Source organism: Cyanobium gracile PCC 6307 (assembly GCF_000316515.1).
GTDB lineage: Bacteria > Cyanobacteriota > Cyanobacteriia > PCC-6307 > Cyanobiaceae > Cyanobium > Cyanobium gracile.
On the sequence record NC_019675.1, the window covers coordinates 2,851,345 to 2,867,758 of the forward strand.

The window sequence follows — 16,414 nt, forward strand, 5'->3', positions numbered from 1 at the left end:
CCCTCAGGCCACCGCCCCTTCGCCCGTTTTGGGAACGGCGGTGAGCTTGGCCTCCCTGGCGCTGCGGATGGCGGCGCCGAGGCTGTCGATCTGGTCGGTGGGAGGGAGCTCGAGGCAGTACCCGGCGCCGTAGACGGTCTTGATGAAGCGGGGTTTGCGGGGATCGGGCTCGAGCTTGGTGCGGAGGTGGCGGATGTGGACGCGGATGGTCTCGATGTCGTCGTCGGGCTCGTACCCCCAGACCTCCTTGAGGATGAGGGAGGGGGCGACGGTCTGACCGTGGCGCTGGAGGAGGCAGTGGAGGAGTTCGAACTCCGTGTGGGTGAGGCGGACGGGCGCATCGAACCAGATGGCCTCGAAGCGCTCGGGGACGAGGGTGAGGGAGCTGAAGCTGAGGATCTCGTTGTGCTTGGCGGAGAGGGGGGCGCGCTCGCTGCGCCGGAGCAGGGCCTTGACCCTGACCATGAGCTCCTCGAGATCGAAGGGCTTGGTGAGGTAGTCGTCGGCGCCGGAGTTGAAGCCGCTCACCTTGTCCTTGGTGCTGCCGAGGGCGGTGAGCATGAGGATGGGGATCTTGGCCGTCCGCTCGTCGCGGCGGAGGCGCTGGCAGAGGGTCAGTCCGTCGACCTTGGGGAGCATCAGGTCGAGGAGGATGACATCGGGGCAGTACTGAACGGCCAGGGCCTGGCCCTTGATGCCGTCGGCAGCCCTCTGGACGTCGAAGCCGCCGTGCTCGAGATGGCCGGCGACGAGATCGAGCATGTCGCCGTCATCTTCGATGAGCAGGATCGAGGGCTTCATGGGAGGGGCGAGGCGTGTCGTCGTGGTGCCTGCGGGGGTGCACGGGCACGAAAGAGAATAGTGTCGCGGCTTTGCTGGAGCGCTGCAGGGGGCAGGGTGCAGGTGCTCCCCCTGGCCGCGGGTGCGGATCGGGCTCAACGCCCAGCCTGCTTGATCCGAGGCCGTGCCGATGGGCCCTGGAGACGGGCGGATGAAAATGGGAAAACTCCCCGGGCGGGATTCGAACCTGCGACCAATCGGTTAACAGCCGACCGCTCTACCACTGAGCTACCGAGGAAAACACCCGGCGGGCCGGGATCCGAAGACCTTACCTTTCGGCCCCGCCGGCGGGCAAGGGGGACAGGGAGCGGCGCAGGCTTTCGCCGCTCTGCCAGGGGCCGATCGCACCGGCTTCCATCCGGGCGGCCCCGTCGCAGCACTCCAGTTCCTCGAGACGGTGGGTGATCCACAGCGCGGTGAGGGGGGACGGGCTCCGGTGGCAGAGCCGATGGATCAGCTCCAGCACCTCCCTCTGGCTGTCCGGATCCAGCAGGGCCGTGGGTTCATCGAGCAGCAGCAGCGTCGCGGCGCTGGCCAGGGCACCGGCAATCGCCAGCCGCTGCTTCTGGCCGCCGCTCAGGGTGTGGATCGGGCGCCGCTGCAGGCCCGCCAGGCCCACCTGGGCCAGGGCGGAGGCCACCCGCCCGGCACGGGCGCCGTCGTCGAGCCCCTCGGGGAGCGCCAGCTGCAGGTCGCTGCCGCAGCTGGGCAGCAGCAGCTGGTGGTCGGGGTTCTGGAACACCAGGGCGGGCCGGCCCTGGCAGGTGATGTGGCCCGCCGTCGGGGTCAGCAGGCCGGCGATCAGGCGCAGCAGGGTGCTCTTGCCGCTGCCGTTGCTGCCCACAAGCATCCAGAGGCCCGGCCCCGGAATGCTCAGTCGGCAGTCGCGCAGGGCCGGGACCCCTTCGCCCCAGCCGAAGCGGAGTCCCTCGATCCGCAGGGGCGGCTCGACCGCCCCGGAGGTCGCCGCTGCGCTCAAGGCTCGAAGCTGAAGCCGGGACGCTTGCCGCCGCCGGCGACCGACGACTTCTCATAAATCTGCACGGCGACGACCTCGCCGCTCAGGAGGCTGACGCGCTTCTGCTCGTCCTTCTCGCAGGTGAGCTCGAGCACCTTGGGGTGCCCGCTCTCAAGCGCCTGGCGCACCTCCCCGTACAGGGCCCGGGCGGCCTCCAGCTCCTTGCGCTGGACGGCAACGGGCATGGGGCTGAGCCGGAGGGAGATCTCGACGACGTACATGGTGGAAGCTGCTGGGGGCCGGGACGGCGGGTCGGTCTGGCCCGGCCACTCTGGCGAATCGCCGGGCGTCGGGGAGGTGTGGGTACTTGTACTCAATCCCTGATGGCGACGCCCGCATCGGGCGCACAGAAAGGGCGTTCTCTTTTAAAGTCAGCATGTAAAGCTTCGTGAAGCACCTCCCATGACGATCGCCCTGGGGCGCGCCCCTGCCACCCGTGGATGGTTCGACGTCCTCGACGACTGGCTCAAGCGCGACCGCTTCGTTTTCGTGGGGTGGTCCGGTCTGCTGCTGTTCCCCACGGCCTATCTGGCCCTGGGCGGCTGGCTCACCGGCACCACCTTCGCCACCTCCTGGTACACCCACGGCATTGCCAGCAGCTACCTGGAGGGCTGTAACTTCCTCACCGCCGCCGTCAGCACCCCGGCGGATGCCATGGGGCACAGCCTCCTGCTCCTATGGGGCCCGGAAGCCCAGGGTGACTTCGTCCGCTGGATCCAGCTCGGTGGTCTCTGGCCCTTCGTGGCCCTGCACGGCGCCTTCGCCCTGATCGGCTTCATGCTGCGCCAGTTCGAGATCGCCCGTCTCGTCGGCATCCGTCCTTACAACGCCATCGCCTTCTCCGGCCCGATCGCGGTGTTCGTCAGTGTCTTCCTGATGTACCCCCTGGGCCAGAGCAGCTGGTTCTTCGCGCCTTCCTTCGGGGTGGCGGCGATCTTCCGCTTCCTGCTGTTCCTGCAGGGCTTCCACAACTGGACCCTGAACCCCTTCCACATGATGGGCGTGGCCGGCATCCTGGGCGGTGCCCTGCTGTGCGCCATCCACGGCGCGACGGTGGAGAACACCCTGTTCGAGGACAGCGACCAGGCCAACACCTTCAAGGCGTTCGAGCCCACCCAGGAAGAGGAGACCTACTCGATGGTCACCGCCAACCGCTTCTGGAGCCAGATCTTCGGGATCGCCTTCTCCAACAAGCGCTGGCTGCACTTCTTCATGCTGTTCGTGCCGGTGATGGGTCTGTGGACCAGCAGCATCGGCATCATCGGCCTGGCCCTCAACCTGCGGGCCTACGACTTCGTGAGCCAGGAGATCCGGGCGGCGGAGGATCCTGAATTCGAGACGTTCTACACCAAGAACATCCTGCTCAACGAAGGTCTGCGTGCCTGGATGGCGCCTGCCGACCAGCCGCACGAAAACTTCATCTTCCCTGAAGAGGTTCTGCCCCGCGGCAACGCGCTCTGATCCTTCCCCCACGGATCTCCAGCCCCCTCCACGGGGGCTTTTTTATGGCCCCCAAGGTGATGACCAGCCGTCGCCGTCTGCAAAGGTTGGTTACTATAGATCCGTTCCGTCAGCAGTGACGTGGTGATCGACGGAAACGCCTGATCGGAGAGCGCCGCAACGTCTGGCCCGATGCATCTTCTCCGCCGCCACGGCAGCGGCAGGATGCCCCCCGGAGCCCTGACAGTGGCGTTGCCTGTCCGACTTCGGTCGTCTTCCGCCCTTGCCGCAGGCGTCGCCGGCTGGCATCCAACCCACAGGAGGAGGTGTCCATGACCCCAAGTTGTCCCATCCAGGGTCTGCTGATCGCGGAGAATGCCGGCTGATCAAGGCCGCTGACTCCTGATCCATCGGTTCCGCGCCAGAGCGGACCCGGCGAGAGCCCCCGAGCCCGTGGCCCAGGTCGTCCTGGAACCCCACGGACTCGGGGGCATCGTTCATGTTGACCCGGGCCTCAGGTCCCCTGCGCGCTTGTCCCTGGAGTCATGAGCACGTTCCGGATCAGCGGCGCGGCGAGCTGCACCGCCTGCTTCGAGGGATGGGAATGCTCGTCCCGGTACAGGATCTCGCCACCCCGGGCCCGATAGGTGCAGTCCCCCTCGGGGCAGAACAGATCGAACAGGTCCACCACCTGCAGCTTGCCTTGGGCCTGCAGATCGCCCAGCAGGTCGTCGAGCGGTTGGCGTCGCCGCAGGGATTCCGCCCGGTCCGGCATCAGGCAGGGGCCGCCGAAGGGGGAGAACCACTGGGGCACGGCACTGGCGGGGTGGCAGTTGGCCTCCCGGGCGAAGGGCAGGCCGTTGAGCACCGCCAGGCGCACACCGCGCCGCGCCAGGCTGGCGGAGAAGTCGGTCAGGCCCACCCTCAGGGTCTGCAGGATCAGCCGGCTGCCCGGCCCCTGGCTGGGGGGCGAGAACATCACCATGTCGTTGACCAGGAACACCCAGTCGCCCGGCCGCAGCTGCGCCACCAGGCCCGGCACCACCCGGTTCCAATAGGCGCGGTTGGTGGCGACGAACGGACCGCCCCCGCCGAGGGCGGCGAAGTTGCCCACCGGAGAGGCGGCCCAGGCCGACGTGATCGTCACCGCGTACCCGTCGGCGGCCACCATCTCGTCGAAGGCGCCGGCGAAGGAGGCCGAGAAGGAATTGCCCACCACCAGCACCCGGTGGCGGGCCGTGGCGAAGTCCCCGAGGGTGCAGTCCTCGATGGCGATGGTTTTCGCCGCCTCGCCGTCGTTGGCCAGGACGCAGGGGGATCCCTGCCAGGTGCCGGCGGCACCCGCCACCCGATAGGGATCCACGAGCGATTCCACCCCCATGCCGGCGGGGATCGGGTTGCGTCCGGTGTAGAGGCTGAACGGAGGCAGGTTGTCGACACCGATCAGCAGCCCGGCCCCGGCGGCCAGGCCGCCCACCCCGATGGCGATCGTCCGGTCCCGCCGCGGCGCCCAGCTGGCCTGCCTCAGGGGCTTCTCGACCCAGCGGTAGGAGGCCACCGACAGGAGCACCATCAGGCCGATCTGGAACGGCAGCGACCACCAGTGCAGGCCGATCGTCCAGCGGCTCAGGGACAGCACCCCCCAGTGCCAGAGGTAGAGGGAATAGGAGATCAGCCCCACCCGCACCAGGGCCGGCAGGCTGAACAGCCGGTAGGCGGCCGTCCCCTGCCGCAGGCTGGCGATCAGCAGCGTGGTCAGGAGCACGGCGGCCACCGTGGCCGGAACCGCCCAGGCCAGCGGCAGCAGCATCACCGCCACCAGGCCCAGGACGGCCGGCAGCGGTGGCAGGCGGCCCAGGCCCCTGGCGGCGGCCGGCCAGACGCCGCCGAGGCAGAACAGCAGGCAGCCCGCCCCCATCTCCCACAGCCGCGGCGGCATCAGGAAGTAGGCGGCGGCCTGCTGGGTGGGATAGAGCTGAACGAAGGCGATCAGGGACGCCAGCGAGGCCACGCCCATCACGCCGAACAGGGCCCGATGGCCCCCGGCTCCGGGGCGGGCGAAGCCCGTCAGCCAGGCCACCAGCGGCAGCAGCAGGTAGACCTGCTCCTCCACCCCCAGAGACCAGGTGTGGGTGAAGGGGTTGAGTTTGGTGGCGGTGCCGAAGTAGTCGGTGGCCTGCCCGTGCAGGTAGATGTTGGAGAAGCCGAACAGGGCACTGATCCCCGTGCGCAGGGCCGTGTGGGGACGGGGGATCACCAGGCAGGAGAGGATCCCCACCACCACCACGAAGACCAGCAGGGCCGGCACGAGCCGCTTCAGGCGCCGGCTGTAGAAGCCGAGCAGCAGATCCCCCAGGGAACGGGCCGGACGGCGGGTCAGGGAGGCGGTGATCACGAAGCCGGAGATCACGAAGAAGATGTCCACCCCCAGGTAGCCGCTGGGCAGCAGCCGGTCGTCGATGTGGTTGAGGATCACGGCCACCACGGCCAGGGCCCGCAGGCCGTCGATCTCGGCCCGGTAGCCGGCCCCGGGGGAGAGGGGGGTGTCGCTCACGCCGGCATCGCCTCGCCACCGTCCCGATGGCGGCCCAGCACCACCAGGCCCACCGCGGTGGGCAGCAGCACGGTGCACACCCGCAGCACAAGGGTGACCGCCAGCGCCGCCGGCCGGTCGACACCGAAGGCCACCGCCAGGCCAATGGCCGTGGCCTCCGCGGTGCCGACCCCCGCCGGCAGGAAGGAGAGGACCCCGCCCAAAGCCATGGCGGTGCGGATCACGGCGGCCTGGGTGAGGGCCAGGGGATCCCCCTGCAGCTGCAGCAGGCCCATCAGCGCTGACGCCTCGATCAGCCACACCAGCGCCGCCAGGGCGGTGCCCACCAGCAGGGGCCAGGGCCGCAGCAGCCGCCGCAGCCGGCCCACCGCCCCGAGGGCCTCCCGCAGCAGCCGGGTCAGTCCGTGCCAGCGCCGGTGGGCCGGCAGCCGGTCGAGGAACGCCTCCAGGCGCCGCAGGGCGGCCGGGTGGGTCAGCAGCCAGGCGCCGATGGCCAGGGTCGCCCCGCCCGCCGCCAGGGCCGGCAGGATCCGCCCCCCGAGCCCCCAGGCCAGCACCAGCAGGGCTCCGGCCAGGTCGGTCACCCGTTCGGCCAGGGTCACCCCCACGCCGACCTGCATCGGGATGCCGTGGCGGCGCTGCAGCCACAGCCCCCGCAGAGCCTCGCCGCTGCGGCCGGGGGCGGCGACCAGGGCCAGGCCGGCGACGTAGATCCGGCTGCTGGGCTGCCAGGCCAGGGGGTGCCCCAGCTGCCGCAGATAGAACTGCCAGCGCTGGAATAGCAGCAGATAGCCCGCGGCCACCAGGGCCGGTACCAGCGCCCAGCACCACCAGGGCAGCGCCCCCAGGGAGCGCACCACATCGGCGAAACCGAACCAGATGCTGAGCCCCAGGTAGAGCGCCAGGGTCACCACCAACCCCAGGAACCAGCGCTTCCTCATCGCCGGGCTCGCCGCCGGCGGGGCGGAACCGGGACGGACAGCCACAGGCTCACGGGGTGAAGCGCAGCTTCTGGGCCGCATACAGACACATCCTCGCCAGGATCAGCCCCTCCTTCACATGGGCGATGTTGGAGCTGCCGTAGCTGCGCTCCTGGTACCGCACCGGCACCTCCACGATCTTGAGGTTGAGCTTGGCCGCGCCGAAGAGCAGATCGAAGTCGCCGAAGGGGTCGAAGTCGCCGAAGTAGGCCCGCCCGGCCTTGAGGCGCTCGTAGTCGGCCTTCCAGATCACCTTGGTGCCGCAGAGGGTGTCCTTGAGCCGCTGGCGCAGCAGCCAGGAGAAGGAGGCCGCGAAGAAGCGGTTGGCGGCCGTGTTCAGCGGCGGCATGGCGGCGCTGCTGCGGGGGTACACCAGCCGGCAGCCGTTGACGAACTCCCCGCGGCCCTCGGCCAGGGCCTTGTAGAACCGGGGCAGATCCTCGGGACGCACGGTGAGGTCGGCGTCGAGGATCATCAGCACCTCCCCCCCGGCCTGGTCGAAGCCCAGCCAGACGGCGTCGGCCTTGCCGCGGCCGCTCTGGCGCAGGGCCCGCAGCTGCAGCGGGCCGCTGTAGGAGGCGCAGACCCGCTCGATCTCTTCCCAGGTGGCATCGGAGGAGTGGCCCTCCACGAACAGCACCTCAGTGGCCGACCCCAGCAGGGGCATGCGCTCGATGGCGGCGGCGATGTTGCCGGCCTCGTTGCGGGCCGGGATCACCACGCTGACGCTGGGGCGGCGCTGGGCCGGGGTGGCGGGCCGGGCCACCAGCCAGTGGGTGAGCCCGAACTGCTCCAGCACGGGCAGCTGGCTCAGCCAGCGGTTGGCCAAAGGGGCGAGCAGGGGGATCCGGCGGGGCAGCAGGCAGCGGTGCCCCTGCTTGAGCACCTCCCAGCCGGCCAGATCGAGCAGGTTCTGCACATCCCGGGGGGTGAGCCAGCTCTCGGGCGGCTGGGGCTGACGCAGGCGCAGCCCTTCCGCCGCCTTGAGCAGGGGCTGCCACAGCCAGTTGTGGAAACTCACCACCAGCCGGGTGCGGTCATGGCAGAACGCCGCCAGCCGCTCGAGCACCCCCTGCACGTCCTCGAGGGTGTTGAGGGTGTTGGCCAGCAGGATCACGTCGAAGGGGGCGCTCTCCCCGATCGCCTCCGGGTCGATCGTCGCCGCCTCGGCGCAGACGATCCGCAGGTTGGGGTGGGCCGCCCGGGCCGCGGCGGCGATGGTGGGGTCGCGCTCGATGCCCACCCCGTGGGCCGGGTGGGTGGCCGCCAGCAGATCGCCAAGGCCGCAGCCGATCTCGAGCACCCGCAGACCCGGGGCGACCAGCAGCTGGTGCAGGCGGTTCAGGTCCTCGTAGTAGGCGCGGTTGCGGCGGTGGAACCGCTGCAGTCCCTCCGGCTGGAGCGTGCCGTTCATCGCAGCAGGGCCAGGGTGCCCGCCACATCGAGCCGCAGGCCGCGGGCCACGATCCGCAGCGTCCGCAGGGTGCGATTGCCGGGGTCGAGCCGGGCGGCGGCATCCAGCGCCACCTGGGCCTGGCCGGGGTGGAAGCGGTAGAGCTGCACGAAGCCGAGGGCCATCAGGGAATGGGGATTGGTGGGTTCGAGGGACACGATGCGCTGCAGCGTGTCGACGGCCCCATCGGCGTGCCGCTGCAGCGCCTGGGCCAGGGCCAGACCATAGAGGTCCTCCAGATCGGCTTCCCCGGGGTCGGCGCCAGTCTCCTGCAGCCTGGCCCGCAGCAGCCGCTCCCCCTGGGAGAGGTAGATCTGCTGGGGGTCGCGCTGGTTGATCTGCCCCACCTGCCGGAACAATCGGTCGAGATCGCCGGCCCGCAGCAGCCTCCCGAGTTCGACCAGCTGGTCGATGCGGTTGGGGGGTGCCACGGTGTCCATGTTCTGGGTCTCCGTGCCCTGGGCCTCCTGGGCACCACCGCCGGCCACCGTCAGCGTCAGGGGGGCGCTGCGCAGGGCCAGCGGCCGCCCCTGGCGGTCGAGGGCCCGGGCCCGGAGCCGGTAGGACCCCACAGGCAGCCCGGCCGGCACCACCAGGACCAGCCGTTCGCGCACCTCCAGGCAGCCGGTGGGGGCGGCGCGCACCATGCCCTGGCCGATGCCGCGGTCATGGCGCCAGGCTGGCGTCTCCCGGGCGGCGACCTGGCCGGAGGGGACCACCGGCTGCGGCCGCCAGTCGAGCAGCAGCAGGCCGTCCCGCAGCTCGGCCGCCGGGCCCCGCAGACGGCTCACCAGCACCACCTCGCTGCCCGGCCGCAGGGGGGATGGCGGCTCGACGGCCAGGTCCAGCGCAAGGTCCCGCTCCGGCCTGCAGGCCACCGGGAGCACCTCCAGGCCCAGGGTCCGCCGCTCGAAGAGCTCGGCGCTGCTGCCATCCGGCAGGGGCCAGCGGCCGGCGGCCTGGAAGGCGGGTGATCGACGCACCAGGTCGTCCAAGGCGGCCTGGCGTTCATCGCTCATCACCCCCTGGTCGCCTCCCTTGAGCAGGAACCAGTCGAAGCCGGCCAGGTCGCCGTCGAGCTGGTCGACGGGGGCCACGGTCTGGCGGGCGGCGACGCGGAACTCCTGGCGGCGCCCTTCGGCGTCGAGGTTGAAGGCGTTCAGCCCCTGGCTGTCGGGCAGGACCGCCAGGGTGGAGAGCTGGTGGGGACTGCGCTGGCGGATCGTGGCCACGATCGCCTCCAGGGGCCAGGGGGGGCCGGCGACGGGCGGGCGCGGCGGAAAGGCGGTGGGATTGGCCGCCAGGGCGAACTGGCTGGCCAGCGCCCCCCAGATCCCGATCGCCACCACCGCCAGCCTCCAGACGGGGGTCCAGCGGCCGGTGGCCGAGGCCAGCACGACCCCCAGGCCGAGGCACAGCTGGGGAACCAGGGGGAGCACGAAGCGGAAGTCCTTGGTGCTCATCAGGGTGGCCAGCAGCAGGGCACCGAGGGGAAAGCTCAGCCACCAGGCGAGTCCCCGCCAGGCCAGGGGGCCGGCGGGGATGCGGCGGTGTCGCCACCAACTCAGAGATCCCCCTGCCACCACCACCGCCACCAGGGCGGCCCCGGCCATGGTCGGCAGCAGGCGGGGGTAGAACAGCCAGCCCGCCAGGGTGTTCGCCTCCAGGCCGTCCTGGTAGAGGACGCCCCACTGGCGGGCCTTGTTGACCGTGGAGAGGATCGTCAGCCAGTTCTGGCTCCACCAGGGCCAGGCCACGGCCGTCGCCGCCGCCGCCGCCAGCAGCCCCTCGGCCAGCCGACCGAAACGGGCCCGGGGGCCCGGCCGGCCCCGCCGCAGCAGGGGCGCGATGGCCCGCCAGGCCAGGGCCAGCAGGGGCAGCCAGAGCATCACCAGGCCGGTGGGACGGGTCAGAACGACCGCCCCGAGGCCCAGCCCTCCGCCCAGGCTCCAGAGCCAGGGGCGTCGCGGGCGGCCGAGCACCCGCACCGTCAGCAGCCACCAGGTGGCCGTGAGCACGGCCGTCAGGCTGAAATCGATCAGGTAATCGCTGCGCTGGTTCAGCAGGGCCGGTGCGACGGCGCAGAGGAAGGCGGCCCAGAGGCCGGCGGCCCGGCCGTGGGCCAGTCGCTCCAGGCCGTAGAGGCTGCCCAGGAGCAGGGCCTGGAAGAGGCTGTTGGAGAGGATGGCGCTGCCATACCCGGGCCCCAGCAGGCTGAACACCGGTGCGGTCACCAGATAGGTGAACGGCCCCCGGTAGGTGGGGGTCTCGGCCCAGAGCCGTTGCCACCAGAGCGGATCGAAGGGCGCCGCCTCAGCCAGCACCTGCCAGACCCCCAGGGCCCGACTCAGGTGTTCCCCCTGGTCCCAGGCCGGCGGCTGGGCGTGGCGCTGCAGCCAGAGCACATCCAGCAGCACCCCCGCCAGCCACAGCCCCAGCAGGATCCACCCGTCCCGGCCCCGTGCCCGTCTCATCGGGCCGCCCCCGGGGCCTGGGCCAGCACCCAGGGCTCCAGCTCCGGGGCCTGCAGCCGCACGGGCCATCCCGACGGCAGCTCCCGGCGCCGGATCCACACCCGCTCCCCGGGGAGCACCCGCTCCGCCGGACCGATGCGGGCCGTGAGCCGGGGGCTGGCCAGGGCCACCAGGATCAGCCCGGCATGCTCCTTGCCGCTGAGGGGGAGACCGGCCACGGCCGCGATCGGCCCGGCCGCCAGCGCCGCCCTGGCCTCAGGGCGCTCCAGGGCCTGCCGTTGCCGGGGGCTGCGATCGGTGAACAGGCCAGCCTGCACCAGCAGGGCCAGGGCCAGCCAGGGGCCGATCAGCAGGGCCCCCAGTCGGGGGGAGCCGGGGCGGCACCAGGGCACCAGGGCCCAAGCCAGCCCCAGGCACCCCGCCGCCACGGCGAACAGCTGGGGAGACGGGGGCAGGTCTGCCACCGCGTTGGCCACCAGGCGGCCGGCCGGGGTTCCGGGCCAGAGCACCGCCAGCGACGCCAGCCCCAGCGCCAGCCCGAGCGCCCCGGCACCGAGGGTCACCCCCCGGGTCCAGCGACCGGCGCCGGCGCCCCAGGACCGCAGGCCGGCCGTGGCCGCCAGGGCGAGGAACGGGGTGAGCTGGAGGCCGTAGTAGGGGGTCTTGGTGCGGAAGGCGCTTAGCAGCAGCAGCATCAGCAGCGGGTAGAGCAGCAGGAGCAGGCGCCGGGGCCGCTCCAGGGGCCCGGCCAGCCAGCCCCACCAGCCCCCCAGGGCCAGCAGGCTCCAGGGGAAGGTGTTGGCCGGCAGGTTCCAGAGGTAATAGAGGGGGCCCGCGCTGTAGACGTCGCTTTCGGAGAGGTAGAGCAGCTTCTGCCATAGGCCCGCCACCACCGGCAGGCCCAGCACCCGGAGGCTCAGGCCCAGCCACAGCGCCACCGGCAGCCAGCCCAGGACGAGGCCGAGCCAGAAGGCGGGCCGCCGCAGCAGGGCCCGGCGCTCCAGCAGCAGGAAGGGCAGCAGGGCCAGCACGGGCAGGGCCACCATGAAGCCCTTGATCAGGAAGGCCGGGCCGATCCAGGCGCCGGCCAGAAACGTCCAGGGCCGCTGGAGGACCTCGCCGGCCCGCAGCAGGGCCACGATGCCCAGCAGTTCCAGGGCCAGCAGCGGCATGTCCTGGCTGGCCAGATGGGCGTAGTCGAGCCAGAGGGGGGTGAGGGCCAGCACGGCCGCGGCCAGCCAGCCGGCGCCGTCCCCGTCCAGCAGCCGTCGGGCCAGGTCGGCCGTGAGCAGCAGGCAGGCCACGGCAGCGACCAGGGACGGCAGATGGGCCGACCAGGGCCCCACCCCCGGCAGCCGGCCGGCCGCGGCGATCAGCCAGGGCAGGCCGATGCTGCGATCAAAGACCACCTGGTCCCACCAGGGAGGGCCCAGCCACTGGCCGCTCTGGGCGATCCAGCGGGCCTGCAGGGCGTAGTAGCCCTCGTCGTGGGCCAGGAAGCTGCGCGGCGCCGCCGTCAGCAACAGGGGCAGGAAGGGCAGCGACGCCCACAGGGCCTTCATGGGCGGCACTCTGGCAGCACCCCCGGGTACCGGACGTTGTGCTTTCTGGCACATGGTGACGGGCTGGTCCTGGTCCTGTGCGGGATCCTTCGTTTGGCGCATTGCGCCGCTTCCGTGTGAGGAACCCATGAAACTCTTCCAGCAACTGCTGGTTGCTCCTGCAGCTCTCGGCCTGCTCGCCCCCGTGGCGGTCCAGGCGGCTGAGCTCAACATCGACGGCGTCAACAAGTACGCCTCCGAGGAGCAAGTCACCAGCATCAACCAGTTTTCCGACGTCAAGCCCACCGACTGGGCCTACCAGGCGCTCTCGAACCTGATCGAGCGCTACGGCTGCGTCGCCGGCTACCCGAACGGCACCTACAAGGGCGGCCAGGCCATGACCCGCTATGAAGCGGCGGCCCTGCTGAACGCCTGCCTCGATCGGATCACCGAGGTGACCGACGAGCTGAAGCGCCTGATGGCCGAGTTCGAGAAGGAACTCGCCGTGCTGCGCGGCCGGGTGGATGGCCTGGAGGCCAAGGTGGGCGAGCTGGAGGCCACCCAGTTCTCCACCACCACCAAGCTGACCGGTAAGGCCACCTTCATCATGGGGGCCAACAGCTACGGCGGTAACGCCCAGGTGAGCCCCGCCGCTTCCCTGCTCACCGGCGTCCCCGCCTTCGTCACCGGACCCTTCGGTCCCGCCGGCCCTGTTGTTCCCAACACCTGGCAGAACCAGGCCCGTCAGACCCAGGGCGCCACGGCGTTCAACTACGACATCCAGCTCAACTTCGACACCAGCTTCACCGGCAAGGACCTGCTCCGCACCCGTCTGCGGGCCGGTAACTTTGCCCAGTCGCCCTTCGGCGGCCCCACCGTCGGCCTGAACGCCACGGAAGCCGGCTTCGAAGAATTCTGCGGCCTGGGTGTCGACTGCGGTGACGTGGTCGCCATCAACCGCCTCTTCTACCAGTTCCCCCTGGGCAGCAACTTCACCGCCACCATCGGTGGTCGCGTCCGTCAGGACGACATGCTGGCCGTCTGGCCGTCCGCCTACCCGGCTGACACCGTCCTCGACATCTTCACCTACGCCGGTGCTCCCGGCACCTACAGCCTGAACCTGGGCGCTGGTGGTGGTCTGTGGTGGAAGAGCGGCGGCTTCAGCATCAGCGCCAACTACGTCTCTGCCAACGGTGACGTGGGCAACCCGATCGCAGGCACCCCCAACTGCGGCGGTATCGGCAACGCCTGCTCCGCCCAGACCGGGACGGCCCAGGTGGCCTACACCGGCTCCAACTGGGGCATCGCGGCGGCCTACACCTACTCCTCGGGTGGTGCCGGCACCTATGGCGGCAACGCCACGCCTCTGGCCAACACCCTCTTCCTGAACTCGGCGGCCACCAACTCGGTGGGCATCAGCGCCTACTGGCAGCCCAGCACCTCCGGCTGGATCCCCTCGATCAGCACCGGCTGGGGTATCAACCGCAACCAGTTCAACGGCACCAGCTTCGTGGATGGTGGGCTCGTCTCCACCACCGGCATCACCAACGCCACCAGCCAGTCCTGGTACGTGGGTCTGCAGTGGGATGACGTGTTCATCAAGGGCAACTCCGCCGGTATGGCCGTGGGTCAGCCCACCTTCCTGACCGCCGTCAGCGGTGGCAACCCCGTCTTCGGTGGTCCCGCCGCCGCCACCGCCATCGTCGATGGCAACTACGCCTGGGAGTGGTGGTACAAGTTCCAGGTCACCGACAACATCAGCGTGACCCCGGCGCTCTACTACCTGAGCGCTCCCCTGGGCCAGGTCTCCAAGAACGTTGGCGCGATCGGAACCACCGGTACCGATTTCAACAACTTCGGCGGCTTCATCAAGACCACCTTCAAATTCTGATCCTTCGGGATTCACTTCTCTCACAACGTCCTCAAACTCGCCCGGCTGCATTGCAGTCGGGCTTTTTTGTATGTTGTCGAACCTGGTGACTTGGGGCGCTTGATCGATCGTTACCTGAGTCTGACTTGCTGCTTGCAGGGCAAGAAACAGGACCTATACTTTCACGTGTTCCGGCATGGAACAGCACTCCTTATTGTGTGAGGAATCCATGAAGCCCTTCCAGCAACTGCTGGTTGCTCCTGCCGCTCTCGGCCTGCTCGCCCCCGTGGCGGTCCAGGCGGCTGAGCTCAACATCGACGGCGTCAACAAGTACGCCTCCGAGGAGCAAGTCACCAGCATCAACCAGTTCTCCGACGTCAAGCCCACCGACTGGGCCTTCCAGGCGCTCTCGAACCTGATCGAGCGCTACGGCTGCGTCGCCGGCTACCCGAACGGCACCTACAAGGGCGGCCAGGCCATGACCCGCTATGAAGCGGCGGCCCTCCTGAACGCCTGCCTCGACCGGATCACCGAGGTGACCGACGAGCTGAAGCGCCTGATGGCCGAGTTCGAGAAGGAACTCGCCGTGCTGCGCGGCCGTGTGGATGGCCTGGAGGCCAAGGTGGGCGAGCTGGAGGCCACCCAGTTCTCCACCACCACCAAGCTGACCGGTAAGGCCACCTTCATCATGGGGGCCAACAGCTACGGCGGTAACGCCCAGATCGTTCCGGTGCCTGGGGTCTTCCTGCCCGCCGTTCCCAACGACCCCGCCGCCGTCCTGCTGCCCGCCAGCCTGGTCGGGGCCGGAGCTGTGATTCCTTCCTTCGTGCCCGGTGCCTTCGGGGCGAACCCCGCCGGCTTCGGCTACGTCCCCAACACCTGGGCGAACCAGGCCCGCCAGACCCAGGGCGCCACGGCCTTCAACTACGACATCCAGCTCAACTTCGACACCAGCTTCACCGGCAAGGACCTGCTCCGCACCCGTCTGCGGGCCGGTAACTTCGCCCAAGGTCCCTTCGGTCAGCCGGTCGTCGGCCTGAACGCTACCGAAGCCGGGTTTGAGGAGAACTGCGGCCTGGGCGTTGACTGCGGTGACGTGGTCGCCATCAACCGCCTCTTCTACCAGTTCCCCCTGGGCAGCAACTTCACCGCCACCATCGGTGGTCGCGTCCGTCAGGACGACATGCTGGCCGTCTGGCCGTCCGCCTACCCGGCTGACACCGTCCTCGACATCTTCACCTACGCCGGTGCTCCTGGCACCTACAGCCTGAACCTCGGCGCTGGTGGTGGTCTGTGGTGGAAGAGCGGCGGCTTCAGCATCAGCGCCAACTACGTCTCCGCCAACGGTGACGTGGGCAACCCGATCGCCGGCACGGCGAACTGCGGCGGCATCGGCAACGCCTGCTCCGCCCAGACCGGTACCGGCCAGATCGCCTACACCGGCTCCAACTGGGGCATCGCGGCGGCCTACACCTACTCTTCGGGTGGTGCCGGTCTCTACACCGGCAACGGCACTCCGCTGGCCACCATCTTCCAGACCAACGCCGCCGCCACCAACTCGGTGGGCATCAGCGCCTACTGGCAGCCCACCGACTCCGGCTGGATCCCCTCGATCAGCGCCGGCTGGGGCATCAACCGCAGCAACTACAACGGCACCACCAACCTCAACGGCGCCGCGAACCTCGTCTCCACCACCGGCATCACCAACGCCACCAGCCAGTCCTGGTACGTGGGTCTGCAGTGGGATGACGTGTTCATCAAGGGCAACTCCTTCGGCATGGCCGTGGGTCAGCCCACCTTCCTGACGTCCGTCAGCGCCGGTCCCGCCGTCTTCGGTGGTCCCGCCGCCGCCACCGCCATCGTCGATGGCAACTACGCCTGGGAGTGGTGGTACAAGTTCCAGGTCACCGACAACATCAGCGTGACCCCGGCGCTCTACTACCTGAGCGCTCCCCTGGGTCAGGTTTCCAAGAACGTCGGTGCGATCGGTCCTGTGGGCTCCGACTTCAACAACTTCGGCGGCTTCATCAAGACCACCTTCAAGTTCTGATTCGTCAGAGCCTTTCCTCACACCGTCCTCTCGTTGGCCCGGCTGCACTGCAGCCGGGCATTTTTCTTCTCTGATCCCAGCCGGATCACCTCGCCTTGTTCCAATGGTCACACCGCCCCGTGACCCTTTCCCGTTCCCGTCCCTGGCACGCCGATACCTTCTGGTCTCCCCTGTCGGGGATTCCTCTTTTTGGT

Annotated in this window: 11 protein-coding genes and 1 tRNA gene; 3 read left to right on the top strand and 9 right to left on the bottom strand. The window is 69.9% G+C overall.

Annotated features, from left to right (window positions below):
- Positions 1-3: 3 nt before the first annotated feature.
- The 4 genes from CYAGR_RS13750 to CYAGR_RS13765 form a co-directional block, all read right to left on the bottom strand.
- Positions 4-801: a response regulator transcription factor gene (locus CYAGR_RS13750; RefSeq protein WP_015110448.1), complete on the bottom strand. Its 798-nt coding sequence runs from the start codon at positions 799-801 to the stop codon at positions 4-6.
- A 205-nt stretch (positions 802-1,006) separates the two neighbouring features.
- Positions 1,007-1,078 (bottom strand) — tRNA-Asn (locus CYAGR_RS13755).
- A gap of 30 nt (positions 1,079-1,108) precedes the next feature.
- Entirely contained in the window at positions 1,109-1,819 is a 711-nt protein-coding gene (locus tag CYAGR_RS13760; protein ID WP_015110449.1) for an ABC transporter ATP-binding protein, read from the bottom strand.
- Complete coding sequence (locus tag CYAGR_RS13765) at positions 1,816-2,079, bottom strand: UPF0367 protein family (RefSeq protein WP_015110450.1); 264 nt, start codon at positions 2,077-2,079, stop codon at positions 1,816-1,818. Before CYAGR_RS13765 ends, CYAGR_RS13760 begins: the two co-directional genes overlap by 4 nt.
- Positions 2,080-2,260: 181 nt before the next feature.
- Between CYAGR_RS13765 and psbD the strand changes: the two genes are divergently transcribed.
- Positions 2,261-3,319 (top strand): photosystem II D2 protein (photosystem q(a) protein), encoded by a 1,059-nt coding sequence (gene psbD, locus CYAGR_RS13770; protein ID WP_015108802.1) that lies wholly within the window; start codon positions 2,261-2,263, stop codon positions 3,317-3,319.
- A 493-nt stretch (positions 3,320-3,812) separates the two neighbouring features.
- Here the strand turns inward: psbD and CYAGR_RS13775 are convergent, their stop codons facing one another.
- The 5 genes from CYAGR_RS13775 to CYAGR_RS13795 are packed head-to-tail and all read right to left on the bottom strand — an operon-like array spanning position 3,813 to position 12,321.
- On the bottom strand, positions 3,813-5,852 hold the full coding sequence (locus CYAGR_RS13775) for an acyltransferase family protein (protein WP_015110451.1): 2,040 nt from the start codon (positions 5,850-5,852) through the stop codon (positions 3,813-3,815).
- Positions 5,849-6,838 carry a lysylphosphatidylglycerol synthase transmembrane domain-containing protein gene (locus tag CYAGR_RS13780; protein ID WP_245552533.1) on the bottom strand — a complete coding sequence of 330 codons (990 nt, stop codon included), beginning with the start codon at positions 6,836-6,838 and terminating at the stop codon, positions 5,849-5,851. Before CYAGR_RS13780 ends, CYAGR_RS13775 begins: the two co-directional genes overlap by 4 nt.
- Before the next feature lie 4 nt (positions 6,839-6,842).
- Positions 6,843-8,246 carry a glycosyltransferase gene (locus tag CYAGR_RS13785; protein WP_015110453.1) on the bottom strand — a complete coding sequence of 468 codons (1,404 nt, stop codon included), beginning with the start codon at positions 8,244-8,246 and terminating at the stop codon, positions 6,843-6,845.
- The gene (locus CYAGR_RS13790; RefSeq protein WP_015110454.1) at positions 8,243-10,759 is read right to left on the bottom strand and encodes a glycosyltransferase family 39 protein; all 2,517 of its coding nucleotides are present in this window, start codon (positions 10,757-10,759) and stop codon (positions 8,243-8,245) included. The genes CYAGR_RS13785 and CYAGR_RS13790 overlap by 4 nt, the downstream gene beginning before the upstream one ends.
- Positions 10,756-12,321 carry an ArnT family glycosyltransferase gene (locus CYAGR_RS13795; RefSeq protein WP_015110455.1) on the bottom strand — a complete coding sequence of 522 codons (1,566 nt, stop codon included), beginning with the start codon at positions 12,319-12,321 and terminating at the stop codon, positions 10,756-10,758. Before CYAGR_RS13795 ends, CYAGR_RS13790 begins: the two co-directional genes overlap by 4 nt.
- Before the next feature lie 127 nt (positions 12,322-12,448).
- Here CYAGR_RS13795 and CYAGR_RS13800 point away from each other — a divergent pair, with 127 nt between their 5' ends.
- Together CYAGR_RS13800 and CYAGR_RS13805 are read left to right on the top strand one after the other, a co-directional pair.
- Entirely contained in the window at positions 12,449-14,191 is a 1,743-nt protein-coding gene (locus CYAGR_RS13800; protein WP_015110456.1) for an iron uptake porin, read from the top strand.
- A gap of 208 nt (positions 14,192-14,399) precedes the next feature.
- Complete coding sequence (locus CYAGR_RS13805; protein WP_015110457.1) at positions 14,400-16,220, top strand: iron uptake porin; 1,821 nt, start codon at positions 14,400-14,402, stop codon at positions 16,218-16,220.
- Positions 16,221-16,414: the final 194 nt, after the last annotated feature.

What these genes read in the sequence shown, in the direction of transcription:
- CYAGR_RS13750 (WP_015110448.1), bottom strand. Translation starts at nt 801, where the DNA reads ATGAAGCCCTCGATCCTGCTCATCGAAGATGACGGCGACATGCTCGAT.
- CYAGR_RS13765 (WP_015110450.1), bottom strand. Translation starts at nt 2,079, where the DNA reads ATGTACGTCGTCGAGATCTCCCTCCGGCTCAGCCCCATGCCCGTTGCC.
- psbD (WP_015108802.1), top strand. Translation starts at nt 2,261, where the DNA reads ATGACGATCGCCCTGGGGCGCGCCCCTGCCACCCGTGGATGGTTCGAC.
- CYAGR_RS13785 (WP_015110453.1), bottom strand. Translation starts at nt 8,246, where the DNA reads ATGAACGGCACGCTCCAGCCGGAGGGACTGCAGCGGTTCCACCGCCGC.
- CYAGR_RS13790 (WP_015110454.1), bottom strand. Translation starts at nt 10,759, where the DNA reads ATGAGACGGGCACGGGGCCGGGACGGGTGGATCCTGCTGGGGCTGTGG.
- CYAGR_RS13795 (WP_015110455.1), bottom strand. Translation starts at nt 12,321, where the DNA reads ATGAAGGCCCTGTGGGCGTCGCTGCCCTTCCTGCCCCTGTTGCTGACG.
- CYAGR_RS13800 (WP_015110456.1), top strand. Translation starts at nt 12,449, where the DNA reads ATGAAACTCTTCCAGCAACTGCTGGTTGCTCCTGCAGCTCTCGGCCTG.
- CYAGR_RS13805 (WP_015110457.1), top strand. Translation starts at nt 14,400, where the DNA reads ATGAAGCCCTTCCAGCAACTGCTGGTTGCTCCTGCCGCTCTCGGCCTG.